The following is a 21,282-nucleotide window of genomic DNA, read 5'->3' on the forward strand; positions in this document are numbered from 1 at the left end:
TCACCCCTGGTACTTGACCACGCCCTTGCCGGCATAGCTGCGCGTGACATTGGAGAACTCGCCTTCGAACGTTGCGGCGATGGCCCAGCCGTTGAACCAGCTCTTTTCCGCTGATGCCGTGACGAGCGCAGCATCAACGGCTTGCGCGGCGCCGTTGACGACGAGCTCGCGCCGGGCAGCGCCTGGAACGTCGCGCCGGTCGAACGGTTCCGATTGAAGTCATGTGCCCAGGCGAGGCACCAGCCAACAGAGCCAGCTCGTCGCCATGCTCAAGATCGTGCAGACACCGCTGCCGCGCTAAAGCTCGACCTTGCGCCAGGCTTGCGCCGCGACGGCAACGCGCGGCCGTCCAGCTTTCGACGCTCGCGAGAATCGTGCATTTCTCGACGATCCAGACATCGAAAGCCGAGCGAGAATTGACCGGACATCGCGAGCACTTCGCCGCCAGCATGAGCTCGATGACGGCTGTGCCGGCGGTCGGCACGCCCGCCACCCTCTGCGAAACGGGCCTTCAGCATCTCAAGGCAGGACGGCATCCCGAGGCGCGCGCCTGCTGCGGGCAGGCCCTCGCGATCGATGCGGAGAACGCGGACGCCCAGCATCTCATGGGGCTGCTGCTTCTCCACGCCGAACAATACAACGATGCCCTGGCGTGGATCGTCCGCGCGATCCAGCGCGCGCCCAAGCCCGAGTTTCTTGCAAGTTTCGGGACGGCCTTGCTGCGGCATGGGCGCTTCGCGGAGGCGCTCAACGTCTTCGACAAGGCGATCCAGCTCCGACCTGACGACGCCGGGCTGTGGCAACAGCATGGCGACACGCTGGTTCAGCTTGCGCGCCTCGACCAGGCGCTCCTGAGCTATCAGCATGCGCTCGAGCTCGATCCGCATCATCACGACGCCCTGCGCAACAGCGGGATCGTCCTGCACAAGCTCGAGCGGAACGAGGAAGCCATTGTGCGTCTCGATCTCTGCGACAGCCTGTTCCCGAACTATGCCGCGACGCTGCACGCGCGCGCATGGGTTCTCTTCAACCTGAAACGATTCGAGGAGTCCGTGACCGAGGGCCGGCGGGCGCACGAGTTCGCCCCCGACAATGCCGACACCTGCAACAATCTCGGCCTGTCGTTGCGGCGGCTCGGCAAGGATGAAGAGGCGCTGGCGTGGTTCGAAAAAGCCGTCGCGCTTCAGCCGCGCCGTGTCGATGCCCTCAACAACAAGCTGACGGCGCTCTACCATCTGCATCGCTTCGACGACGTCTTTGCACTGGCCGATCGCATGAAATCGCTCAGGCTGAGCGATATCGTGACAGAATGGAACGTGGCCCTGGCTCAGCTCCTCACCGGCGATTTCGAAGCGGGCTGGCGCGGACACCACACCCGGTTGAAATTGCCCTCGGCAAAATACCCTGCGTTTCCGCAACCCATGTGGCTCGGCGAGGAAGACGTTGCAGGAAAGACGATCCTTGTCGCCGCGGACGAGGGCCTGGGAGACACCATTCATTTCGTCCGGTACGTGCCACTGCTGGCGGCGCGCGGTGCACGCGTTCTTCTCGTCGTCCAGGCCCCGCTGCTTCGCCTGATGTCGACCCTGAGCGGTGTCTCTTACTGCGCGCCGACGTCGAATCTCACCACGTTGCCGGCGTACGATTTGCACTGTCCGGTCTCCAGCCTGCCGCTCGCCTTCAAAACCCGGCTCGATACGATCCCTGCGCAGATACCGTATCTGCCCTCTCCTCCGGACGACCGCATTCAGGCCTGGGACAATCGTCTTGGTCCGCGCACCAGGCTGCGGGTCGGGCTGGTCTGGTCCGGCGATCCAAACCACGTCAACGATCGCACCCGCTCCATTCCGCTGCGGACGCTGTGCCGGATCCTCGACGTCGATGCCACCTTCGTCAGCCTGCAGAAGGGCCCGCGCGCGAGCGATGCGGCGGTCCTGCGGGAGCGAAACGACATTCTCGACCCGACCGCTGATCTCGCCGACTTCACCGAAACCGCCGCTCTGATCAGCTGTCTTGATATCGTGATCACCGTCGACACCAGCGTCGCCCATCTCGCCGGCGCGCTTGGCCGTCCGACCTGGATCCTGCTGCCATGGACGCCGGACTACCGCTGGCTGCTCGATGGCGCGGACAGCCCCTGGTATCCCGGCATGCGGCTGTTCCGGCAGACCGAGACGCGCGACTATGACAGCGTGCTCGATCGCGTCCGGGACGAATTGCGGATTGAGGCCGCAAAACGCGGGGCCCTTTCGCGCAGCGACGAAGCTTAGCCGGGTCTTCCTACGTAGAGCGAGATAAACCGGTCGATCATCGGGTTGATCTGCTCCGGCACTTCCAGCGACAGGAAATGCCCGGAGCCGACGGCCTTGGCCGTCACCAGTTGCGGGCACAGCGCCGCAAAACGATCCAGATCCGCGAGCCGATGGGCCGCTTCGATGTAGAGCACCGGGACCCGGCACGCCTGGGCACACTCACGCGCCCGATGCACGTCCCAGGGGAACAGACTTGTAAACGTGGACACCAGCACGTGCTGTGGCGTCGCCAGAAAGGTCTGTTCGACATGCGCGCGGCATCTGTCGGTCGGCAGACAGGAGTCCGCCACGATCTTCCGTGCCTCGTCGGCAAAATCCGCGCCCTTCAAGCCCTCCAGATATCCGGCAAACACCGTCCCTGCCGAGGCAGGGAAGAGCACCCCTGAATCGAGCAGCACCAGGCCTGCAGGAAAGTCCGGATAGCGGGCGGCGATTTCGAGCGCCATGTTGCCACCCATGCTCTGACCCACGATGATCGGCTTGGTGATCTGCTGTCGGTTGCACAGAAAGACGAGATCATCGGCGAAGCCTTCGATCGAATACGCCTGTTGCGGCTTATCGCTCTCACCATGCCCCCGCAGTTCGGCATTCAACGCCCGACCTTGACGGGCGAAATACTCCATCTGCGGCGCAAAATGCGTGCGATCCCCGCCCAGTCCATGGACGAACAGGAATTGAAGCGGTCCCGCCCCGGCGACGTCGAAGGAGAGCTGGATTCCGTCGTGCGCGAGCTTCATGGGTCATCTCCACCGACATGTTCAGGTGTCTCTGGCGAGTCCTGATCCAAGTGGCGCACCACGGCCGATGAAGATGGGCGCGACTGCTCGCCGTGGCGCTATGATGGACCGGCCGACACCGCGATCAAGATGACCATTGCGCGCTGCGGTTGCCAAGGGGCACGGGCCAACATTCAGATTAAGGCGATCCGGGGTGGCTCGCGCCGGTGTCGGCGCGTTGGATCGAGGAGACTTCAAGGAATTTGAGAATATCGAGGAGCTGCAAACTCTTTTGAATGACCTCATCATGGCAGACCTTGGCACGCTCCATCTTGAGCGATGGGGTCGTTGTGGACGTCATTTCCGATGGACCGAGCCGCGACATAATTGAAATTACATGCGATTTTCCTGCCCCTAGCGGTCGACCGCCGCGACGCCGACTTCGGCCCCGCCAGCAATCATAGGGAAATTCAGTACGCCTCACGACGCAGCGCGCTTTTCGCTGCGGGATGGTGTATTGTCGCCGAAAGCTTCGATACCGCGGATCAATCGATCGCGGCGCTCGAAGAGATGCACTCCAGAATCAAGCCGATGATCGCAACAGCGATCGGACGGCGCGGCAAATGGAGGACATTATGGCGTGGCGCGACGACAAGGCCCGGGCAACCCTGATCCGCGATGCAGCGGGCAGCGTGCCAGCGGGCAAGAGCCCCCGGGCCTTTGCCGAGCCTTTGTTCGGCTACACCAACATCGAGGATCTCGCCAATTACGATGCCGCCTCGCTTGCGCTCCTGGCGGAGCAGGCTTGGGAGCACGTGCAGCGGCGCACGGCCGGCAGTGCCGATATCCGCGTCGTCAACCCGACATTGCCGAACGGGCGCGAGATTTCCGTGGTCGAAATTCTCAACGACAATATGCCTTTCCTGTTCGATTCCACCATGGCGGAGCTCGCCGAGCAGGGCATCGAAGTCAGCCTCGTCGCTCACCCGATCATCGCCGTGGAGCGCGATCATGAGGGCAAGCTGCTGCGGTTCTACGGGGAAGCACTGCCGGAGGGGGCCAACGGCGCACGCGAGAGCCTGATTCATCTCCACATCACCCGCCTGGACGCGGATGCCGATCGCCAGAAGCTGATCGACGGCCTGACCAGGACCTTGAGCAATGTCCGCGCCTGCGTCGCCGACTGGCGCACCATGCGAGACCGCGTCGAGGAAGCGATCAAGACGTTCTCTTCCAACCCGCCGCCGCTGCCGATCGACGAGGTCGCCGAAGCCAATCAGTTCCTGCAATGGCTCTGCGCGGACAATTTCACCTTCCTCGGCGTGCGCGAATATCGCTTCTCGCCCGACAGCGAAACGTCAGACGACATCACGACCGGCGAAGGCCTCGGCATCCTGCGCGATCCGGAGGTGAAGGTGCTGCGCCGCGGCACCGAAATGGTGGTGATGACGTCGGAAATCCGCGAGTTCATGCGCGAGCCGACCCTGCTGATCGTCTTCAAGGCCAATGTCAGCAGCCGCGTCCATCGCCGCATCCGGATGGATTATGTGGGTATCAAGCTCTATTCGCCCGACGGCCGGCTCGAAGGCGAGTTGCGCGTCGTCGGCCTTTTCACCTCGGGCGCCTATACCCGCTCGGTACGGCAGATCCCTTATGTGCGCCACAAGGTTTCGCGGGTGCTGCAGCGCGCCGGCTTCGACCCGAACGGCCATTCCGGCAAGGCGCTCATGCATATTCTCGAAGATTATCCGCGTGACGAATTGTTCCAGATCGACGTCGACACGCTCTACAATTTCGTCATCGAGATCCTGATCCTCTACGAGCGCCCGCGCGTCCGGGCGCTGGCGCGGGTGGATAAGTTCGATCGCTTCGTCTCCATCCTCACCTTCATTCCGCGCGACAAATACGACACCGACGTCCGCACGCGCGTCGGGGCCTTCCTGTCGCAAGTCTACAAGGGGACCCTGTCCGCCTCCTATGTATCGTTCCCTGAAGGCGCGCTTGCGCGCGTCCATTTCATCATCGGGCGCTATGAAGGCAAGACGCCCGTCGTCGAGGCCGCCGCGCTCGAAGCCGGGATCAGCGCCATTGCCGCGACCTGGGCCGACAAGCTGAAGGCCGCGCTCACGGCGTCGACCGATGGCATGCGGGCACGCATGCTCACCAACCGTTATGCCCGTGCCTTTGCCGGCGGCTACACTGAAATCTTCAGCGCTGAGCAGGCCATCGCCGATATCGCCACCATCGAAAGGCTGACGCCGGCCCGCCCGGTAACGATTTCGGTTCACCGCGCCGCGGGGGACGATCCCAGGCGCCTCGGCCTGAAGGTGTTTTCGGACGCTGCACCGCTGTCGTTGTCATACCGCGTGCCGGTGATCGAGAATCACGGCCTGCGCGTGGTCGACGAGCGCACCTATCAGATCGTGCCCGGTAACCGGCCGGAGCCGGTCTGGCTGCACGACATGACGATCGAGACCAGTGACGGCCAGCCGATCGAGATCAACCCGGGACTCAGCCATCGCCTGGAAGCCTCGATCATGGCGGTCGTCACCGATCGCGCCGAATCCGACGGATACAACGCCTTGACCTTGCGCACCGACCTGGGCTGGCGGGAGGTCTCCACCATCCGGGCGCTGTCGCGCTATTTGCACCAGATCCGTGCTCCGTTCACCCAGGATTACATGTGGGAGACCTTGCGCAAGAACGCCGCGATCACGGCCGACCTGGTCGCGCTGTTCCAGACCCGCCTCGATCCGCGCCTTGCGCTAACGGATCGCGAGCGTTCGGCGCGCGAGACGGCCCTCCTTGCCGAGATCGAGGAGCAGCTCAAGTCCGTCGCCTCGCTCGACGAAGACCGCATCCTGCGCCGCTTCACCAATCTGGTGCAGTCGGCCATCCGCACCAATTTGTGGCAAGTCGGCAGGGACGGACATCCGCGTCCGGTGATCTCCTTCAAGTTCGACGCGCGCCGGATCGAGGACCTTCCCCCTCCCCGACCACTCTACGAGATCTTCGTTTATTCGCCCCGCGTCGAAGGCATTCACCTGCGTTTCGGCAAGGTGGCGCGCGGCGGCCTGCGCTGGTCCGACCGGCCACAGGATTTCCGCACCGAGATCCTCGGCTTGGTCAAGGCCCAGCAGGTCAAGAACGCCGTGATCGTGCCGGTCGGCGCCAAGGGCGGCTTCGTGCCGAAGCGACTGCCGTCGCCTTCCAATCGTGAGGCCTGGTTCGCGGAAGGCACCGAAGCCTACCGCATCTTCGTTCGCTCGCTGCTCGAGCTCACCGACAATCTCGATGGCGACGTCGTCGTGCCGCCCGACTCGACCATGCGCCACGACGGCGATGACCCCTACCTCGTCGTCGCCGCCGACAAGGGCACCGCCACCTTCTCCGACGTTGCCAACGCGATCTCGGCCGAGGAGAACCATTGGCTCGGCGATGCCTTCGCCTCCGGCGGCAGCCAGGGCTACGACCACAAGAAGATGGGGATCACGGCGCGCGGCGCCTGGGAGGCGGTCAAGCGCCACTTCCGCGAGCTCGGCACCGACATTCAGACCATGCCGTTCACCGCGGTCGGCGTCGGCGACATGTCCGGCGACGTTTTCGGCAATGGCATGCTGCTCTCACCGGTGACATGGCTTGTGGCGGCTTTCGATCATCGCGACATCTTCATCGATCCCTCGCCCGATCCGGCCATCAGCTTCGCCGAACGCAAGCGGCTGTTCGATCTGCCGCGATCGAGCTGGCAGGACTACAACAAGTCGCTGATCTCGCAGGGCGGCGGCGTGTTCTCGCGCCAGCTCAAGGCGATCCCGCTTGCGGCGGAAGTGCGCACCCTGCTCGATCTCGATAAGCCGCAAGCGACGCCCTCCGAGGTGATGACGGCGATCCTGAAGGCGCGCGCGGACCTGCTGTGGTTCGGCGGCATCGGCACCTATATCCGCTCCTCCGGGGAAAGCGACGATCAGGTCGGAGACCGCGCCAACGATCCGATCCGCATCGCGGGTGGCGACGTGCGCGCCCGGGTGATCGGCGAAGGGGCCAACCTCGGCGTCACCCAGCGCGGCCGCATTGAAGCGGCGCAGAAGGGCGTCAAGCTCAACACGGATGCCATCGACAATTCGGCCGGCGTGAACACGTCCGACGTCGAGGTCAACATCAAGATCGCGCTGGCGCGCCCCGAGCGTGAGGGACGCCTCAGTCCCGCCGACCGCAACAGCCTGCTTGCCGCGATGACCGACGAGGTCGGCACGCTGGTGCTGCGCAACAACTATCTGCAGACACTGGCGCTGTCGCTGGCCGAGCGCAAAGGTGTGGCCGAGACCGGCTTCCTCACCCGCCTGATGCAGTCGCTCGAACGGCGCGGCTTGCTCAGCCGTGCCGTCGAATTCTTGCCCGACGATGCAGCGATTACCGAGCGCACAAGGCGCGGACAGTCCCTGACACGGCCCGAGCTTGCCGTGTTGCTGGCCTACGCCAAGCTGACGCTCTACGACGACCTGCTCGCCACCAGCGTGCCGGACGATCCTTATCTTGCCCGCAGACTGTCCCTTTATTTTCCGCGTGAGCTTCTCGACAAATTCCCGACTGCGGTCGAACTCCATCGCCTCCGACGCGAGATCATCGCAACCAGTCTGGTCAATGCCGTGATCAACCGCGGGGGCCCGGCCTGCATCGTGCGCCTGACTGACGAGACCGACGCCGATATTTCGACCATCGTCATGGCGCAAGTTGCGGTGGACGCGATCTACGAGCTCAGGCGGCTCAATGACGCGATCGACGCCCTCGACACACGAATCGACGGGCAGTTGCAGCTCAGCCTCTACGCGGCGATCCAGGATCTGCTGCTGTCCCGCATGGTCTGGTACGTCCGCAATGTCGATTTCAAGGTCGGCCTGGAGACAGTGATCGCGCGATTCGGCCCGGGCGTCCGCGAGATCGCGACTTCTCTCGACAACACCCTCCCGCCGGATTTGCAGGCCGCGCGCGGCAAGCGCCGGCAGGACCTTGCTGATGCCGGTGTCCCGGCCGGCCTTGCCGGCGAGCTTGCCGATCTCGACGCCCTGGTCGCGGCACCCGATATCGTGACGGTGGCCGAGCGCACCTCTCGCGCCATCGGCGATGCTGCCGCGACATTCTTCGCTGCGGAAGCAGATTTCCGTCTCGACCGCATCATCGCCGCCGCACGCAGTGTGCCGGCGAACGATTATTTCGAACGTCTCGCCATCGACCGCGCCGTCGACCAGATCGCAGCCGCCGAAAGAAGACTGGCCGCGGACATGCTGGCAACCGGCCAGTCCGGCCAGCAGGCGGTCGAGGCCTGGCTCGCGGCCCACCCCGAAGCGACGCGTATCCGCCGCGCGGTCGAGGAGATTGCCGCCAGCGGCCTGACGCTCGCCAAGCTGACGGTGGCGGCGAACCTGCTGGGCGACTTGGTCAAGGCTTGAGGGTATGCGAGGCCGCGATGTGAGAAGCGCAATGCCAGCGCAGGCGAACGGAGGAATCCAATGATCCACGCCACTTGCCATACCGCCGACAATGTCCGCTGCATCGAGTTCGATGCCACACCGTGGTTCAGCGAGGCCGACGCTCCGAGCATTATCGATCTGGCCCAACGCGGATGGACCAGCCCGGCGATTGCAGAATCCCTCGAGCACCGACGCGGATATGAAGGCTTGCACGACCTCGTTGAATACGCGGCGAAGCGACTGCAGCTGGAATCGCTGGAGGACCCGACCTGGGAAACCTTCGAATGCGTCGTCGATGGACCCGAGGCCGTCGCCTGGCTCGAGAAAAATCGGCCCAACCTTATGGCAAGGATCCCGTAAGCCACGGCGAGCGCAGCAAGGGCCGCAATGGATTGGCGGCATACGAAGCGGAAATAGCGCGCCTGGAACCCGTCGAACGTCCGACCCAATTGCTGGATTCGATGACAAGGCCTATGCTGAAGTCCGGCAATCACGCGGCCGCCCATCGTGCGGCGGGGGCAGCCTCACGGTGGATGGCTCGCATACCCATCCGGAGGCTACGCCATGTCCATTGCCCTCACGCTGCACCGCTATCTGGCTGCCGAGAACATCCAGTATGCCGAGATCCCGCACGATCTCACCATGTCATCCACGCATACCGCGCAGGCCTGCCACGTCTCGGGCGATCGTCTCGCCAAGGCCGTCGTGCTGCGGCATGACGGCGGCTATATGCTCGCGGTCGTTCCCGCATCGCACCATCTCAACCTGCCCGACCTGAAGGACAGGCTTGGCGACGATCTCGTGATGGCCAACGAAACCGAGATCAACCGGCTGTTCGCGGATTGCGCGCACGGGGCGGTTCCGGCCGTCGGCCGGTGCTACGGGCTCGATCTCATCGTCGATGACAGCATCCGGGCCCAGCCCGAGGTCTATATCGAAGCCGGCGATCACGAGACGCTGCTCCAGCTTACCCATGCGCAGTTCGAGCGACTGACGGCCAATGCGCCGCATGGACGCTTCAGCATGCACGACTGACACGGCATGACGGCGAGATGATCGCGGCTACGCCCTCGTCGCGGTGCGCGTGCGGTCACGCCTGGTTCGTTGTATAGTCACGTCACGGGGCTGCGCTCGCAACGGAGGTCCTCCATGAAGGTCAAAGACGTGATGCACAAGGGCGTCGATTGGGTCAGCCCCGATACCCCAATCACCGAAATCGCGAAGTTGATGCAAGGACACGACGTCGGCTGCATTCCGATCGGCGATGACGACCATCTGATCGGGATGGTGACCGATCGCGACATCGTCTGCAAAGGCATTGCCAGCAAGGACTTCAACGCCGCGCGCATGACAGCGCGGGACGTGATGACCGAAGGCATCCATTGCTGCCGGGAAGACGACGATCTCGTGAAAGCCGTGCATCACATGGAGACGCTGAAAATCCGCAGGCTGCCTGTGATCAACAAGAGCAAGCGGATGGTCGGCATGATCAGCCTGGGTGACGTCGGCCGATTCGCCACCGCTGATCTGTTGACCCAATGCGTCAAGGGCGTGTCGGCCCATCATTGAGGCAAAGCCGGCCCGATTCCGGACCTCCGTCACCGCGATCGCCACGACGAACGATCGCGCAGTGGCGCTGTCTGGGCAAATCGCAGGTGGAGTGACCAGGGTCGGCGCCGCCGCGAAGGCCGCCATCGAGCGTCTCGGCGTGCGCGCGGTTGTTGCGGCTTCAAGCGAAAAACGGCAGGTTTTGAAGTGCCTGGCTTTGTACATCCCCAGGCGGGGAGGACGCCGATGCATTCGCACAATCGCAAGAAACTCGATGACCGAGTGAGGAGGGCGGCTGAGGCGTCGCTTGAAGCCCGGAAGTATGTGAGTTCAGTTGATGTGCTGGTCGGGATCGGATGGCTCGATCCCGGTGCGCTCAAGCGTTGGCAGCAAGGGCAGGTCGCGTATCTCGAGGAAGTCGTGCAAACAGAGCTGCCGCGCATTTCCGAGGCCATGAAGCTGTTTCGGTCATGGGCGGCAGCGAAAGAGCTGAGGCCAAGCGAGACGGCCTACATCGCGCGGACGCCGGCGCGGCAGATGCTGCGCTTCAGCAAGAGCGGTCATCCGACCATCGAAAAGCTATACCGCACTCATTGGATCTCGGGCGACATTCCGCAGAAGGAGCAGGAGCGCCTGGCGGAGAGGGCGAGCCGTGCGCCTGAGCTTGTCGTGATCCAACCGCTCAACGACGCCTGGAAATGCCACCGCTGCGCTGGAGCGGGCGATTTTCTCATCATGGAGGGGCCCGGTCCGGCGTGCTTGCGATGCGCAGGTCTTGACGACCTCGAATTCTTGCCGGCGGGGGATGCGCTACTCACGCGTCGCGTCAAGGCGAACAGCACCCGGCATGCGGTGGTGGTGCGCTTCAGGAGGAGCCGGCGCCGCTATGAGCGACAAGGCTTGCTGGTCGAACCCCGCGCTCTATCGGAAGCGCAGCGTGAACTGGAGCAGCACAACCGCGAGTGCTCGTAAGTGTCTTAGTGCATGATCCGGAAAAGTGCGCAGCGGTTTTCCGAAAAGATCATGCTCAAACAACAACCTAAAGCGCGATGACGATTCACCCTAATCTCATCGCGCTTTAGCGCGCGATTGTCGCGGGCAGTCCAGAGAAACCGCCTCAAGCGCAAAATCGGCAGGTTTTGGAGTGCCCAGTTTTGTACCGAAATGGCGCGCCCGGAACGATTCGAACGTCCGACCCTCAGATTCGTAGTCTGATGCTCTATCCAGCTGAGCTACGGGCGCGTTTTTCGCAAACAGCGCGGGCGTGGCCCGCGGCGCATCTCCCGGAGCCGGGAGGGTTGCGAAAGAGCGTTTTGACTAACCGCTCTTGTCCCGATTGGCAAGGTCCGGGATGGGGAGATTTTCGCGTATTTTCACAGCCTCTGTCATTCCGGGATGGCCCGAAGGGCCAGGCCCGGAATCCATAACCCCGGCTGGTGGCTATGGATTCCGGGCTCGCGCTACGCGCGCCCCGGAATGACGGAAGTATTGGAGATTATGCCCCGGATCGCAGGCTCGGCCTTTGGCCGAGTTACGCCCGCTGCCGCTCGTTGCGGATGGAGAGGAGTTCCACAGGGCGGTCGGGGATGACGATCCGGAAGGTGGCGCCGATGGTACCTTCGACGAGGTGAATCTCGCCGCCATGGGCGCGGACGAGCTCGGCGGCAATGGCGAGGCCCAGCCCGCTGCCGCCGGGGCGGCCGGAGGTCTGGAACGCCTCGAACAGATGGTCCCGCGTCTTCTGGGGCACGCCGGGGCCGGTGTCGGAGACCTCCAGGATGGCGACGGCGCCCTCGCGCTTGCCTGTGATCCGGATCTGCTGCACGCCGCCGTCGCCGGAGGAATGGCTTTCCAGCGCCTGGGCGGCGTTGCGGACGAGGTTGAGCAGCACGCGGAACAGCTGGTCCGGGTCGGCATCGATCGCCAGCCCGCGTTCGATCGCGGCGACCCAGGCGATCGAGGCATCGCTGGCCAGCCCTGCGGTCTCGCGCACCTCGAGCACGACAGGCTCGATCATAATCATGCGGCGGTCGGGCGCGGCCTCCTGGGCGCGGCCGTAAGACAGCGTCGACTGGCAGAAGGCGATGGCCCGCTCGAGCGAGCGCACCAGCTTCGGCGCAAAGCGCTGCACCCGCGGATCCGGCACGCTGGCGAGCTGGTCGGACAGAAGCTGCGCCGAAGCGAGCAAATTGCGCAAATCGTGGTTGATCTTGGAGACCGCGAGGCCCAGCGCGGCGAGCCGGCTCTTCTGATGCAGCATCGACATCAGATCGCGCTGCATGTCCGACAATTCGCGCTCGGCGACCCCGATTTCGTCGCTGCGCTGGCTCGGCACGATGATCCGCGCCGAGCTCTCGGGGTTTTCGTGGAAGCCGACCAGGCTCGCGGTGAGCCGCCGCATCGGCCGCACGAAGAGATAATGGAGCGCGAGATAGACCAGACCCGCGGTCAGCACGCCGATGATCAGCGCGACCACCACGACGTTGCGGGAGAAGCGGTACATCGACTGCCGCAACGGCAATTCGTCGGTCACGATCTCGACGAACTGGGCATTGCCGACGCCGGGGCCGACGATGCGGATCGGCTGGTTGCCGGTCTCCAGCATCATCTGGAACGAGCCGGTGATCGCCTCCCACACCGTCATGTCGCGCAAGTCGACGTCATGCTCGATCGCGGTGGGCAGATTGTCGCTGGCAAGCAGCCGGCGCTGCTGGCCCATCTTGATGGCGACGGCGCGGGCATTGATGCTTTTCAGGATCTCGCGCGACAGCGAATCGGGGACCATGCCGAGCGGCGCGGCATCGAGCACCAGCGCCGCCGTATTGGCGGCCGCGACACGGTCGTTCAGCCGGTTGACCCAGAAGTTGGCGATGGCGGGCACGTAGAGCAGGATCGCCGCGATCATCACCAGCGGGACGGTGAGCAGCAGCAGCTTGCCTGACAGCCCGAGCCCGGCCGTCCCACGCGGCCGCGCCGCCGGCGGGTCCGGCTGATCCACGTCCTGGATCGGCTGGCGGTCTGTCGTTGCCACGAAATGAGCCCCTGTTGGCCTAGGCTAGTGGAAGATGCGACCCGTCCCTGGCCCCGGTCAAATTACGGATCGCTAATCTGCCAAGGTGGGATGTAGGTGCTGATAGGGCGAGTCGCTACCTCTAGGGTTAAAAACCCCGCACAAACAGCGATATTCACCGGAATCCTGCGCTTGTGCCACGTTGACGAAAACAAGACGCTCCCTTATAAGCCGCGCAAATTGTCCGCGATGACCCGGTGTGACGCCGGGAGCGGCTCTCTTGGGGCCGAGAAAGGCCCGTTTTGGGCCGCATCTTCCGGACTTTCCTATCAATTCTACAGGCAAATTGCCCGGTCAGCGGAGAAAAACCCGTGAAGCGGACTTATCAACCCAGCAAACTGGTGCGCAAGCGCCGTCACGGTTTCCGTGCTCGTCTCGCTACTGCCGGCGGCCGCAAGGTTCTCGCCGCCCGCCGCGCCCGCGGCCGCAAGCGTCTGAGCGCCTGAGCCGGACCCCCATTTTGGGATTTCATCATGGATCGGCTGAGGCAGCGAGCGGATTTCCTCGCCGTTGCCAATGGCGCGCGGGCGAATAGTCCCGCGTTTGTCCTGCAAAGCCGCCGCCGCGACGACAGCGGCCCGATCCGGATCGGCTTCACCGTTACCAAAAAGAACGGCAACGCCCCCGAGCGCAATCGCATCCGGCGCCGGCTTCGCGAACTGGTGAAGCGGCTCGATCCGCTATCGATGCAGCCCCATCATGATTACGTACTGGTCGGCCGGAGGGACGCGCTCTCGCGCGACTTCACGACCATGCTCGACGATCTGCGCATAGCGTTCACGAAGCCCGCGCGGCATACGCCCAAGGGACCAAGCAAGGGATCTGCGAAAGCACGTGGCCCGAGGCCAGGCGCCACCGCCCCTGCCAGCCGCAAACCGGATTGATGACGAGACAATAGAGATGACCGACAATCGCAATACCATCCTCGCCGTCATTCTATCGGGCCTCGTCCTGATCGCCTGGCAGTATTTCTACAACGTGCCGGCGATGGAGAAGCAGCGCGCCCAGCAGCAGGCGCAGGCCGAGCTCCAGAAGAACGCCCCGCAGCCGACCGCGTCCGCAACGCCGGGCGCGACGCCGCAGGCCGGCGGCGCGGCCCAGCCTTCAACCGCTCCGGCCGCGAACCAGCAGGCTCAGCCGGTCGTTGCCCGCAGCGCCGCGATCGAAGCCAGCCCGCGCGTGAAGATCGACACCCCACGGCTTTCCGGCAGCGTCTCGCTGAAGGGCGGTCGCATCGACGACCTCGCGCTGGTGCAGTACCGCGAGACGGTCGACCCGAAATCGCCGCCGATCATCCTCTATTCGCCCTCCGGCACGGCAGAGCCCTATTACGCCGAGTTCGGCTGGGTGGCCGCAACGGGCGTGACCGCGAAGATGCCGGACAAGACCACCGTGTGGCAGCAAGACGGCAGCGGCAGCCTGACGCCGACGACGCCGGTGGTGCTGAAGTATGACAATGGCGAGGGCCTCACCTTCCGCCGCACCATCTCGGTCGACGACCATTATCTCTTCACCATCAAGGACGAGGTGAGCAATGTCGGCAACGCGCCGGTCACGCTCTACCCTTATGCCCTGATCTCACGTCACGGCACGCCGCAGGTCTCCGGCTATTACATCCTGCATGAAGGTCTGATCGGCTATCTCGGCGAGCACGGCTTGCAGGAATACGCCTACAAGAAGATCGATGAAGCCAAGAAGGTCGACTTCAAGGCCACCAATGGGTGGCTCGGCATAACCGACAAGTACTGGGCCTCGGCGCTGCTGCCCGACACCAATGCCCAGCTCCAGGCGACTTTTTCATCGACCCTCGCCAACAACATCCGGGGCTACCAGACCGACTATCTGCTCGATCCCGTCACCGTCGCGATCGGCGGCACCGCGACCGCGAATGCGCGGCTGTTCGCCGGCGCCAAGGAAGCCGGCGTCGTCGGCGTGTTCCCGTTCGCCGGCCTCGGCGGCTACAACAAGGCGCTCGGCCTCAACCATTTCGATCTGTTGATCGACTGGGGCTGGTTCTACTTCATCACCAAGCCGATGTTCCTCGGCCTCGACTTCTTCTATCGCTTCTTCGGCAATTTCGGCATCTCGATCCTGCTCGTGACAGTGATCGTGAAGCTGCTGTTTTTCCCGCTGGCGAACAAGTCCTACGCCTCGATGGCGAAGATGAAGTCGATCCAGCCGCAGCTTCAGGCGCTGAAAGAGCGCTACCCCGACGACAAGGTGAAGCAGCAGCAGGAGATGATGGAGATCTACCGCAAGGAGAAGATCAATCCGGTCGCCGGCTGTCTTCCCGTGGTGATCCAGATTCCGGTGTTCTTCTCGCTCTACAAGGTGCTGTTCGTCACCATCGAAATGCGGCACGCGCCGTTCTACGGCTGGATCAAGGATCTCTCGGCGCCGGATCCGACCAATTTGTTCAACCTGTTCGGGCTGATCCCGTTCGATCCGACCACGATCCCGGTATTCGGCCATTACCTCGCGCTCGGCATCTGGCCGATCATCATGGGCATCACGATGTGGTTCCAGATGAAGCTGAACCCGACGCCGCCGGATCCGACGCAGCAGCTCATCTTCAACTGGATGCCGCTGATCTTCACCTTCATGCTGGCCGGCTTCCCGGCGGGCCTCGTGATCTACTGGGCCTGGAACAATCTGCTCTCGGTGCTCCAGCAGAGCTTCATCATGCGCCGCAACGGCGTGAAGGTGGAGTTGTTCGACAATCTCAAGGCGACGTTCGCGAGGAAGGCGACGTAGGCGCCGTCTTTGCGAGCGCTTCGCTTCCGCCTTCGCTCTTCGAGCTACGGCGGACAAGTCGCTCGCAATGACGTGGGGAAACAGCGAGCCTTCGCATGACCGACGATAAAGATGCGAAGCTGATCGAAGCCGGGCGAAAGCTGTTCGCGCGCGACTGGCAGTTCATCTGGGCCTCGCCCTCGATCCAGACGCTGCCGCCGATGGCGGGGCTCGAGATCGCCTTTGCCGGCCGCTCCAATGTCGGCAAGTCCAGCCTGATCAACGCGCTCACGGGGCGCAACGCGCTGGCGCGCACCTCGCATACGCCGGGCCGCACCCAGGAGCTGATCTTCTTCGAGGTCTCCGGGAAAACCGACCTGCGCCTCGTCGACATGCCCGGTTACGGCTACGCCAAGGCGCCGAAGAGCCAGGTCGCGTCCTGGACCGAGCTGATCCACACATTCCTGCTGGGCCGCGCCTCACTCGCGCGCGTCTATGTGCTGATCGACGGGCGCCATGGCCTCAAGGACGTCGATCTCGAGATCCTGAAGACGCTCGACCGCTCCGCGGTCAGCTACCAGATCGTGCTGACCAAGGCCGACCAGGTGAAGGCGTCCGAACTGCAATCGCGCATTGCGGAGACCGAGGCTGCGCTCGCCAAACATCCGGCCGCGTTCCCGAACGTGCTCGCGACCTCGTCGCGGAGCTCGACCGGCATGGCCGAACTGCGCGCCGCGATGGCGAAGCTGCTGGAAGAGCGGACCAAGTGATGGCTCGCCTGCTGATCGCCTTTGCCGGTTTGATGGGCGCCGCTGGCGTCGCGCTGGCCGCGGCCTCCGCCCACGGCGCCGACGCCAGCCGGCTTGCCTCCGCGAGCGCCATGCTGCTGTTTCATGCAACTGCCATACTTGCAACCGTCGCCCTGCTCGCACGCGGCCTTCTGCATGGCGGAATTGGCCTCATCGCCGCATTCGGCTTAGTGATCGGCGCCGCATTGTTCGCGGGCGACCTGACCTTGCGGCAATATGCGGGGCACTCGCTGTTTCCGTATGCGGCGCCGACGGGCGGAACGGTGATGATTCTGGGCTGGCTGGCGGTGACGTTGGCCGCAGTGGTGGCGAAGCGCAGTCCGTAGCGTCCGTAGCCCGGATGGAGCGAAGCGCAATCCGGGGCCGGTGCCTGCGGTAAGAATCCCGGATTTCGCTTCGCTCCATCCGGGCTACAAGGCTCCCAGCTACGCAGCGACATGCCAGCCACACTTTGCGCCGCGCCCGCCAATCGGATAGAACGCAGGCCGCGTTAGTCCCGCCAGCGAGATCCGCCTCATGACCGAAATCTCCCCGCTCGACCAGGCCCGCATCCTGTCCGAAGCGCTGCCGCACATGCAGCAGTACGACGAAGAAACCATCGTCATCAAATATGGCGGCCATGCCATGGGCGACGAGGAGACCGCGAAGAATTTTGCCCGCGACATCGTGCTGCTCGAGCAGACCGCGATCAATCCGGTGGTGGTGCATGGCGGCGGCCCGCAGATCGCGACCATGCTCAAGCGCCTCGGCATCGTCTCGGAGTTCGCCGCCGGCCTGCGCATCACCGATGCGGCGACGATCGAGATCGTCGAGATGGTGCTCGCCGGCTCCGTCAACAAGCAGATCGTCGGCTACATCAACGAGGCCGGCGGCAAGGCCGTGGGCCTGTCGGGTAAGGACGGCAACATGGTGAAGGCGTCGAAGACGACGCGGACCATCATCGATCCGGGCTCGCATATCGAGAAGGCGGTCGATCTCGGCTTCGTCGGCGACCCCGAGAAGGTCGATCTCACGCTGCTCAACCAGCTGATCGGCTACGAGCTGATCCCTGTGCTGGCGCCGCTCGCGACCTCGAAGGAAGGCCAGACGCTGAACGTCAACGCCGACACTTTTGCCGGCGCGGTCGCCGGTGCGCTGAAGGCCAAGCGCCTCTTGCTGCTCACCGACGTGCCGGGCGTGCTCGACAAGTCGAAGAAGCTGATCCCGCAGCTCTCGGTGAAGGACGCGCGCAAGCTGATCGCCGACGGCACCATTTCCGGCGGCATGATCCCGAAGGTCGAGACCTGCATCTACGCGCTCGAGCAAGGCGTGGAGGGCGTCGTCATCATCGACGGCAAGATGCAGCACGCGGTGCTGCTCGAGCTCTTCACCAACCAAGGCACGGGCACGCTGATCCACAAGTGAGGCAGGAGCGGACAAAGAAAGCCGTCATGGCCGGGCTTGTCCCGGCCATCCACGATCTTTCGACCCGCACCAAGAACGTGGATGCCCGGGACTTGTCGGCCGAGACGCGCTCCGCGCTTTTGCCCGGGCATGACGAGGTCAGGGTTCAGCGCCCCCGCCGCTCGCCTCTGACGCGTCTCCTGATGACGCTTCCGGCCGCAGCCGTCTCGTTCGTCTTCTCCTCCGCGCCCGCCTTCGCCGATCTCAAGATCTGCAACCGCATGTCCTATGTCATCGAGGCCGCGATCGGCATCGACGACAAGGCCGCCACCGCGACGCGCGGCTGGTTCAGGATCGATCCCGCCACCTGCCGCGTGGTGGTGCAGGGCACGCTGTCCGCGGACCGCATCCTGCTCAACGCCCGCGCGCTCGGAATCTATGGCGCTTCCCCGATCCCGCAGAACGGCAGCGACATGCTGTGCGTGGCGCAGGACAATTTCGTCATCGCAGCCGCGCGGCAGTGCCGCAGCGGTCAGACCCAGGCCGCCTTCACCCAGGTGACGCCGACGCAAGGCGACGACGGCAACCTCATTGCCTATCTCGCCGAGGATTCCGAATATGACGACGAGCAGGCGCGCCTCGCCGGCATCCAGCGGCTGCTGGTGATCATCGGCTACGACGTCGGCGCGATCGACGGCGTCGACGGACCGAAGACACAGGCCGCGCTCGCCGCGTTCCTGAAGAGCCGCGGGCTGTCGTCCGACGCCGCCTCGTCGCCGAACTTTTTCAGGACCATGGTCGATGCGACGCAGACACCGTCCGCAAGCGGCCTCACCTGGTGCAATGACACGCCGCACAAGGTGATGGCGGCGATCGCCACCGACGACGGCAAGTCCGTGACCAGCCGCGGCTGGTACCGCATCGACCCCGGCAAGTGCCTGCACCCCGATGTGAGCGGCCAGCCGAAGCAGATCTTCAGCTTCGCGGAAGCGATCGATGCCGACAACCGCACCATCAAGCTGAAGGACAGGCCGCTGAACTGGGGCGGCGAGAAGCAGCTCTGCACGCGCGAGACCAAGTTCGAGACCAACGAGCAGACCGATTGCGGCGCGCGCGGATTTGCGGCGATGGGCTTTGGCACGGTGGATATGAGCAGCGGCGGCAAGACGCTGCGCTTTGCAATGCCGTGATTGAGAGAGTTGCGATGAACCACCCCCGCGCCTTCGACCATGTCGACACCTGGGTGTTCGACCTCGACAACACGCTCTATCCGCATCACGTCAATCTGTGGCAGCAGGTCGATGCGCGGATCGGGGAGTTTGTGTGCAACTGGCTCAATGTCGGCCCGGAGGAAGCGCGCAGCATCCAGAAGGACTATTACCGGCGCTTCGGCACCACCATGCGCGGCATGATGACCCTGCATGGCGTGCGCGCCGACGATTATCTCGCTTATGTGCACAAGATCGACCACTCGCCGCTGGAGCCGAACCCGGTGCTCGGCGAGGCCATTGCCAAGCTGCCAGGGCGCAAGCTGATCCTGACCAACGGCTCGGTCGACCATGTCGATGCGGTGCTGGCGCGGCTCGGTCTCGGCTCGCATTTCGACGGCGTGTTCGACATCATCGCGGCCGGGTTCGAGCCGAAGCCGGCGGCGCAGACCTACCAGAAATTTCTCGGCGACCATGCGGTGGATCCGACCCGCGCCGCGATGTTCGAGGACCTCTCCCGCAACCTCACCGTCCCGCACCAGCTCGGCATGACCACGGTGCTGGTGGTGCCAGACGGCACCAAGGAAGTGGTGCGTGAGGATTGGGAACTGGAGGGCCGGGACGCCGCCCATGTCGATCACGTCACGGATGATCTCGCGGGGTTTTTGGCCAGGCTCTCTCGGTGAAGCCGTAGCCCGGATGGAGCGCAGCGAAATCCGGGGCCCATCACCGCGGAGAGACCGTCCCGGATTGCGCGGAGCCTGTCATCGGGCGCGCATTCGCGCGACCCGTTGGCTCCATCCGGGCTACGAGGCTGCTCCGCTTGTCCGGGACGACGGTGGAGTATGCCTTGACTCCGCCCCGCCAAATCCCGAAAAAGCGACCCAATCCCCTCAAAATCCCTGATCCCAAGAGGAAATCCCGATGTCCCTGTCCGCCCTCGAATCCACCATCAACAGCGCCTTCGACGCGCGTGACGGCATTTCGACCTCGACCAAGGGCGAGGTGCGCGAGGCGGTGGACCAGGCTCTGGAAACCCTGGACAAGGGTGAGGCGCGTGTCGCCGAGCGCGGCGCCGACGGCAAGTGGAAGGTCAATCAATGGCTGAAGAAGGCCGTGCTGCTGTCGTTCCGCCTCAACGACATGGACGTGATTCCCGGCGGTCCGGGCAAGGCGAGCTGGTGGGACAAGGTGCCCTCGAAGTTCGAAGGCTGGGGCCCGAACCGCTTTCGCGACGCCGGTTTTCGCGCGGTGCCGGGCGCCGTCGTGCGCCGCTCGGCCTTCATCGCCAAGAACGTCGTGCTGATGCCGTCCTTCGTCAATCTCGGCGCTTATGTCGATGAGAGCACCATGGTGGACACCTGGGCGACCGTCGGCTCCTGCGCGCAGATCGGCAAGCGCGTGCACATCTCCGGCGGCGCCGGCATCGGCGGCGTGCTCGAGCCGCTGCAGGCCGAACCCGTGATCATCGAGGACGACTGCTTCATCGGCGCGCGCTCCGAGGTCGCCGAAGGCGTCATCGTGCGCAAGGGCGCGGTGCTGGCCATGGGCGTGTTCCTGGGCGCCTCGACCAAGATCGTCGACCGCGAGACCGGCGAGGTCTACATGGGCGAGGTGCCGGAATATTCCGTCGTGGTGCCCGGCGCGCTGCCCGGCAAGCCGATGAAGAACGGCCAGATCGGCCCGAGCACCGCCTGCGCCGTGATCGTCAAGCGCGTCGACGAGCGCACCCGCTCGAAGACCAGCATCAACGAGCTGCTGCGGGATTAAGTCGGCCCGCGAAATGTAATCCGTCACCCTGAGGTGGCCGTCTCTTCGGCGGCCCTCGAAGGGCGACGGCCCGGCTGGCGGCTGCATCCCGGCCGTGCATCCTTCGAGGCTCCCGGCGCTATGCTTGGCATCGCGCCACTCGCACCTCAGACCGTATGTCCCTTTGCGGAACGGGGCGACTCACCCTCGATGCGACTGCGAGGGTTACCCGGATGGTCCGGGCAGAGCCTCACGCAAGGAGGGCGAGTCATGGGTGATTATAGCG

General features: G+C 64.3%; 18 protein-coding genes, 1 tRNA gene and 1 pseudogene. 16 read left to right on the forward strand and 4 right to left on the reverse strand.

Going from position 1 to position 21,282, the window contains the following annotated elements:
• A pseudogene (locus tag RAD16_RS36315) lies at nucleotides 1-236 on the reverse strand (autotransporter outer membrane beta-barrel domain-containing protein); the annotation flags it as partial.
• Nucleotides 237-458: 222 nt separating this feature from the next.
• Between RAD16_RS36315 and RAD16_RS36320 the strand changes: the two are divergent.
• Nucleotides 459-2,270, forward strand: coding sequence for a tetratricopeptide repeat-containing glycosyltransferase family protein (locus RAD16_RS36320; protein WP_458162691.1), 1,812 nt, complete (start codon nucleotides 459-461; stop codon nucleotides 2,268-2,270).
• Here the strand turns inward: RAD16_RS36320 and RAD16_RS36325 are convergent.
• Nucleotides 2,267-3,049: an alpha/beta fold hydrolase gene (locus RAD16_RS36325; RefSeq protein WP_458162675.1), complete on the reverse strand. Its 783-nt coding sequence runs from the start codon at nucleotides 3,047-3,049 to the stop codon at nucleotides 2,267-2,269. The two genes, RAD16_RS36320 and RAD16_RS36325, sit on opposite strands and share 4 nt — an antisense overlap.
• Before the next feature lie 366 nt (nucleotides 3,050-3,415).
• On the opposite strand from RAD16_RS36325, the gene RAD16_RS36330 reads away from it, so the two are divergent.
• From RAD16_RS36330 to RAD16_RS36355, 6 genes are all read left to right on the forward strand, one after another.
• Nucleotides 3,416-3,700: a hypothetical protein gene (locus tag RAD16_RS36330; protein WP_458162676.1), complete on the forward strand. Its 285-nt coding sequence runs from the start codon at nucleotides 3,416-3,418 to the stop codon at nucleotides 3,698-3,700.
• Nucleotides 3,652-8,475 (forward strand): NAD-glutamate dehydrogenase, encoded by a 4,824-nt coding sequence (locus tag RAD16_RS36335; protein ID WP_458162677.1) that lies wholly within the window; start codon nucleotides 3,652-3,654, stop codon nucleotides 8,473-8,475. The genes RAD16_RS36330 and RAD16_RS36335 overlap by 49 nt, the downstream gene beginning before the upstream one ends.
• 60 nt (nucleotides 8,476-8,535) lie before the next feature.
• Nucleotides 8,536-8,856 carry a hypothetical protein gene (locus tag RAD16_RS36340; RefSeq protein ID WP_458162678.1) on the forward strand — a complete coding sequence of 107 codons (321 nt, stop codon included), beginning with the start codon at nucleotides 8,536-8,538 and terminating at the stop codon, nucleotides 8,854-8,856.
• 204 nt (nucleotides 8,857-9,060) lie between these two features.
• Entirely contained in the window at nucleotides 9,061-9,531 is a 471-nt protein-coding gene (locus tag RAD16_RS36345; protein ID WP_458162679.1) for an aminoacyl-tRNA deacylase, read from the forward strand.
• A gap of 114 nt (nucleotides 9,532-9,645) precedes the next feature.
• Nucleotides 9,646-10,065, forward strand: a complete 420-nt coding sequence (locus RAD16_RS36350; RefSeq protein WP_458162680.1) for a CBS domain-containing protein — start codon at nucleotides 9,646-9,648, stop codon at nucleotides 10,063-10,065.
• Between the two features lie 225 nt (nucleotides 10,066-10,290).
• Nucleotides 10,291-11,016 (forward strand): hypothetical protein, encoded by a 726-nt coding sequence (locus RAD16_RS36355; RefSeq protein ID WP_458162682.1) that lies wholly within the window; start codon nucleotides 10,291-10,293, stop codon nucleotides 11,014-11,016.
• 193 nt (nucleotides 11,017-11,209) lie between these two features.
• On the opposite strand, the gene RAD16_RS36360 is transcribed toward RAD16_RS36355, so the two are convergent.
• Together RAD16_RS36360 and RAD16_RS36365 are read right to left on the reverse strand one after the other, a co-directional pair.
• Nucleotides 11,210-11,286 (reverse strand) — tRNA-Arg (locus RAD16_RS36360).
• Nucleotides 11,287-11,575: 289 nt separating this feature from the next.
• Nucleotides 11,576-13,075, reverse strand: coding sequence for an ATP-binding protein (locus RAD16_RS36365; RefSeq protein ID WP_458162683.1), 1,500 nt, complete (start codon nucleotides 13,073-13,075; stop codon nucleotides 11,576-11,578).
• Between the two features lie 350 nt (nucleotides 13,076-13,425).
• Here RAD16_RS36365 and rpmH point away from each other — a divergent pair, with 350 nt between their 5' ends.
• The 9 genes from rpmH (at nucleotide 13,426) to dapD (ending at nucleotide 21,017) form a co-directional block, all read left to right on the forward strand.
• Nucleotides 13,426-13,560 (forward strand): 50S ribosomal protein L34, encoded by a 135-nt coding sequence (rpmH, locus tag RAD16_RS36370; RefSeq protein WP_008542748.1) that lies wholly within the window; start codon nucleotides 13,426-13,428, stop codon nucleotides 13,558-13,560.
• A gap of 27 nt (nucleotides 13,561-13,587) precedes the next feature.
• A complete protein-coding gene (gene rnpA, locus RAD16_RS36375) occupies nucleotides 13,588-13,998 on the forward strand; it encodes a ribonuclease P protein component (RefSeq protein WP_458162684.1) in 411 nt (136 codons plus the stop codon).
• A gap of 16 nt (nucleotides 13,999-14,014) precedes the next feature.
• Nucleotides 14,015-15,868: a membrane protein insertase YidC gene (gene yidC / locus RAD16_RS36380; protein ID WP_458162685.1), complete on the forward strand. Its 1,854-nt coding sequence runs from the start codon at nucleotides 14,015-14,017 to the stop codon at nucleotides 15,866-15,868.
• Nucleotides 15,869-15,963: 95 nt separating this feature from the next.
• Nucleotides 15,964-16,617: a ribosome biogenesis GTP-binding protein YihA/YsxC gene (gene yihA / locus RAD16_RS36385; RefSeq protein ID WP_458162686.1), complete on the forward strand. Its 654-nt coding sequence runs from the start codon at nucleotides 15,964-15,966 to the stop codon at nucleotides 16,615-16,617.
• Entirely contained in the window at nucleotides 16,617-16,982 is a 366-nt protein-coding gene (locus tag RAD16_RS36390) for a DUF423 domain-containing protein (RefSeq protein ID WP_458162687.1), read from the forward strand. Before yihA ends, RAD16_RS36390 begins: the two co-directional genes overlap by 1 nt.
• 190 nt (nucleotides 16,983-17,172) lie before the next feature.
• Entirely contained in the window at nucleotides 17,173-18,060 is an 888-nt protein-coding gene (gene argB, locus RAD16_RS36395; protein ID WP_326903157.1) for an acetylglutamate kinase, read from the forward strand.
• Between the two features lie 182 nt (nucleotides 18,061-18,242).
• A complete protein-coding gene (locus tag RAD16_RS36400) occupies nucleotides 18,243-19,229 on the forward strand; it encodes a DUF1036 domain-containing protein (RefSeq protein ID WP_458162693.1) in 987 nt (328 codons plus the stop codon).
• A 14-nt stretch (nucleotides 19,230-19,243) separates the two neighbouring features.
• Nucleotides 19,244-19,933 (forward strand): pyrimidine 5'-nucleotidase, encoded by a 690-nt coding sequence (locus tag RAD16_RS36405; RefSeq protein WP_458162688.1) that lies wholly within the window; start codon nucleotides 19,244-19,246, stop codon nucleotides 19,931-19,933.
• Nucleotides 19,934-20,171: 238 nt separating this feature from the next.
• Nucleotides 20,172-21,017, forward strand: a complete 846-nt coding sequence (gene dapD / locus RAD16_RS36410) for a 2,3,4,5-tetrahydropyridine-2,6-dicarboxylate N-succinyltransferase (protein ID WP_458162689.1) — start codon at nucleotides 20,172-20,174, stop codon at nucleotides 21,015-21,017.
• Nucleotides 21,018-21,282: the final 265 nt, after the last annotated feature.

It is taken from the genome of Bradyrhizobium sp. 18BD (genome assembly GCF_054185225.1).

What these genes read in the sequence shown, in the direction of transcription:
- RAD16_RS36320 (WP_458162691.1), top strand. Translation starts at nt 459, where the DNA reads ATGACGGCTGTGCCGGCGGTCGGCACGCCCGCCACCCTCTGCGAAACG.
- RAD16_RS36325 (WP_458162675.1), bottom strand. Translation starts at nt 3,049, where the DNA reads ATGAAGCTCGCGCACGACGGAATCCAGCTCTCCTTCGACGTCGCCGGG.
- RAD16_RS36335 (WP_458162677.1), top strand. Translation starts at nt 3,652, where the DNA reads ATGGAGGACATTATGGCGTGGCGCGACGACAAGGCCCGGGCAACCCTG.
- RAD16_RS36340 (WP_458162678.1), top strand. Translation starts at nt 8,536, where the DNA reads ATGATCCACGCCACTTGCCATACCGCCGACAATGTCCGCTGCATCGAG.
- RAD16_RS36345 (WP_458162679.1), top strand. Translation starts at nt 9,061, where the DNA reads ATGTCCATTGCCCTCACGCTGCACCGCTATCTGGCTGCCGAGAACATC.
- RAD16_RS36350 (WP_458162680.1), top strand. Translation starts at nt 9,646, where the DNA reads ATGAAGGTCAAAGACGTGATGCACAAGGGCGTCGATTGGGTCAGCCCC.
- RAD16_RS36355 (WP_458162682.1), top strand. Translation starts at nt 10,291, where the DNA reads ATGCATTCGCACAATCGCAAGAAACTCGATGACCGAGTGAGGAGGGCG.
- rnpA (WP_458162684.1), top strand. Translation starts at nt 13,588, where the DNA reads ATGGATCGGCTGAGGCAGCGAGCGGATTTCCTCGCCGTTGCCAATGGC.
- yidC (WP_458162685.1), top strand. Translation starts at nt 14,015, where the DNA reads ATGACCGACAATCGCAATACCATCCTCGCCGTCATTCTATCGGGCCTC.
- yihA (WP_458162686.1), top strand. Translation starts at nt 15,964, where the DNA reads ATGACCGACGATAAAGATGCGAAGCTGATCGAAGCCGGGCGAAAGCTG.
- RAD16_RS36390 (WP_458162687.1), top strand. Translation starts at nt 16,617, where the DNA reads ATGGCTCGCCTGCTGATCGCCTTTGCCGGTTTGATGGGCGCCGCTGGC.
- argB (WP_326903157.1), top strand. Translation starts at nt 17,173, where the DNA reads ATGACCGAAATCTCCCCGCTCGACCAGGCCCGCATCCTGTCCGAAGCG.
- RAD16_RS36400 (WP_458162693.1), top strand. Translation starts at nt 18,243, where the DNA reads ATGACGCTTCCGGCCGCAGCCGTCTCGTTCGTCTTCTCCTCCGCGCCC.
- RAD16_RS36405 (WP_458162688.1), top strand. Translation starts at nt 19,244, where the DNA reads ATGAACCACCCCCGCGCCTTCGACCATGTCGACACCTGGGTGTTCGAC.
- dapD (WP_458162689.1), top strand. Translation starts at nt 20,172, where the DNA reads ATGTCCCTGTCCGCCCTCGAATCCACCATCAACAGCGCCTTCGACGCG.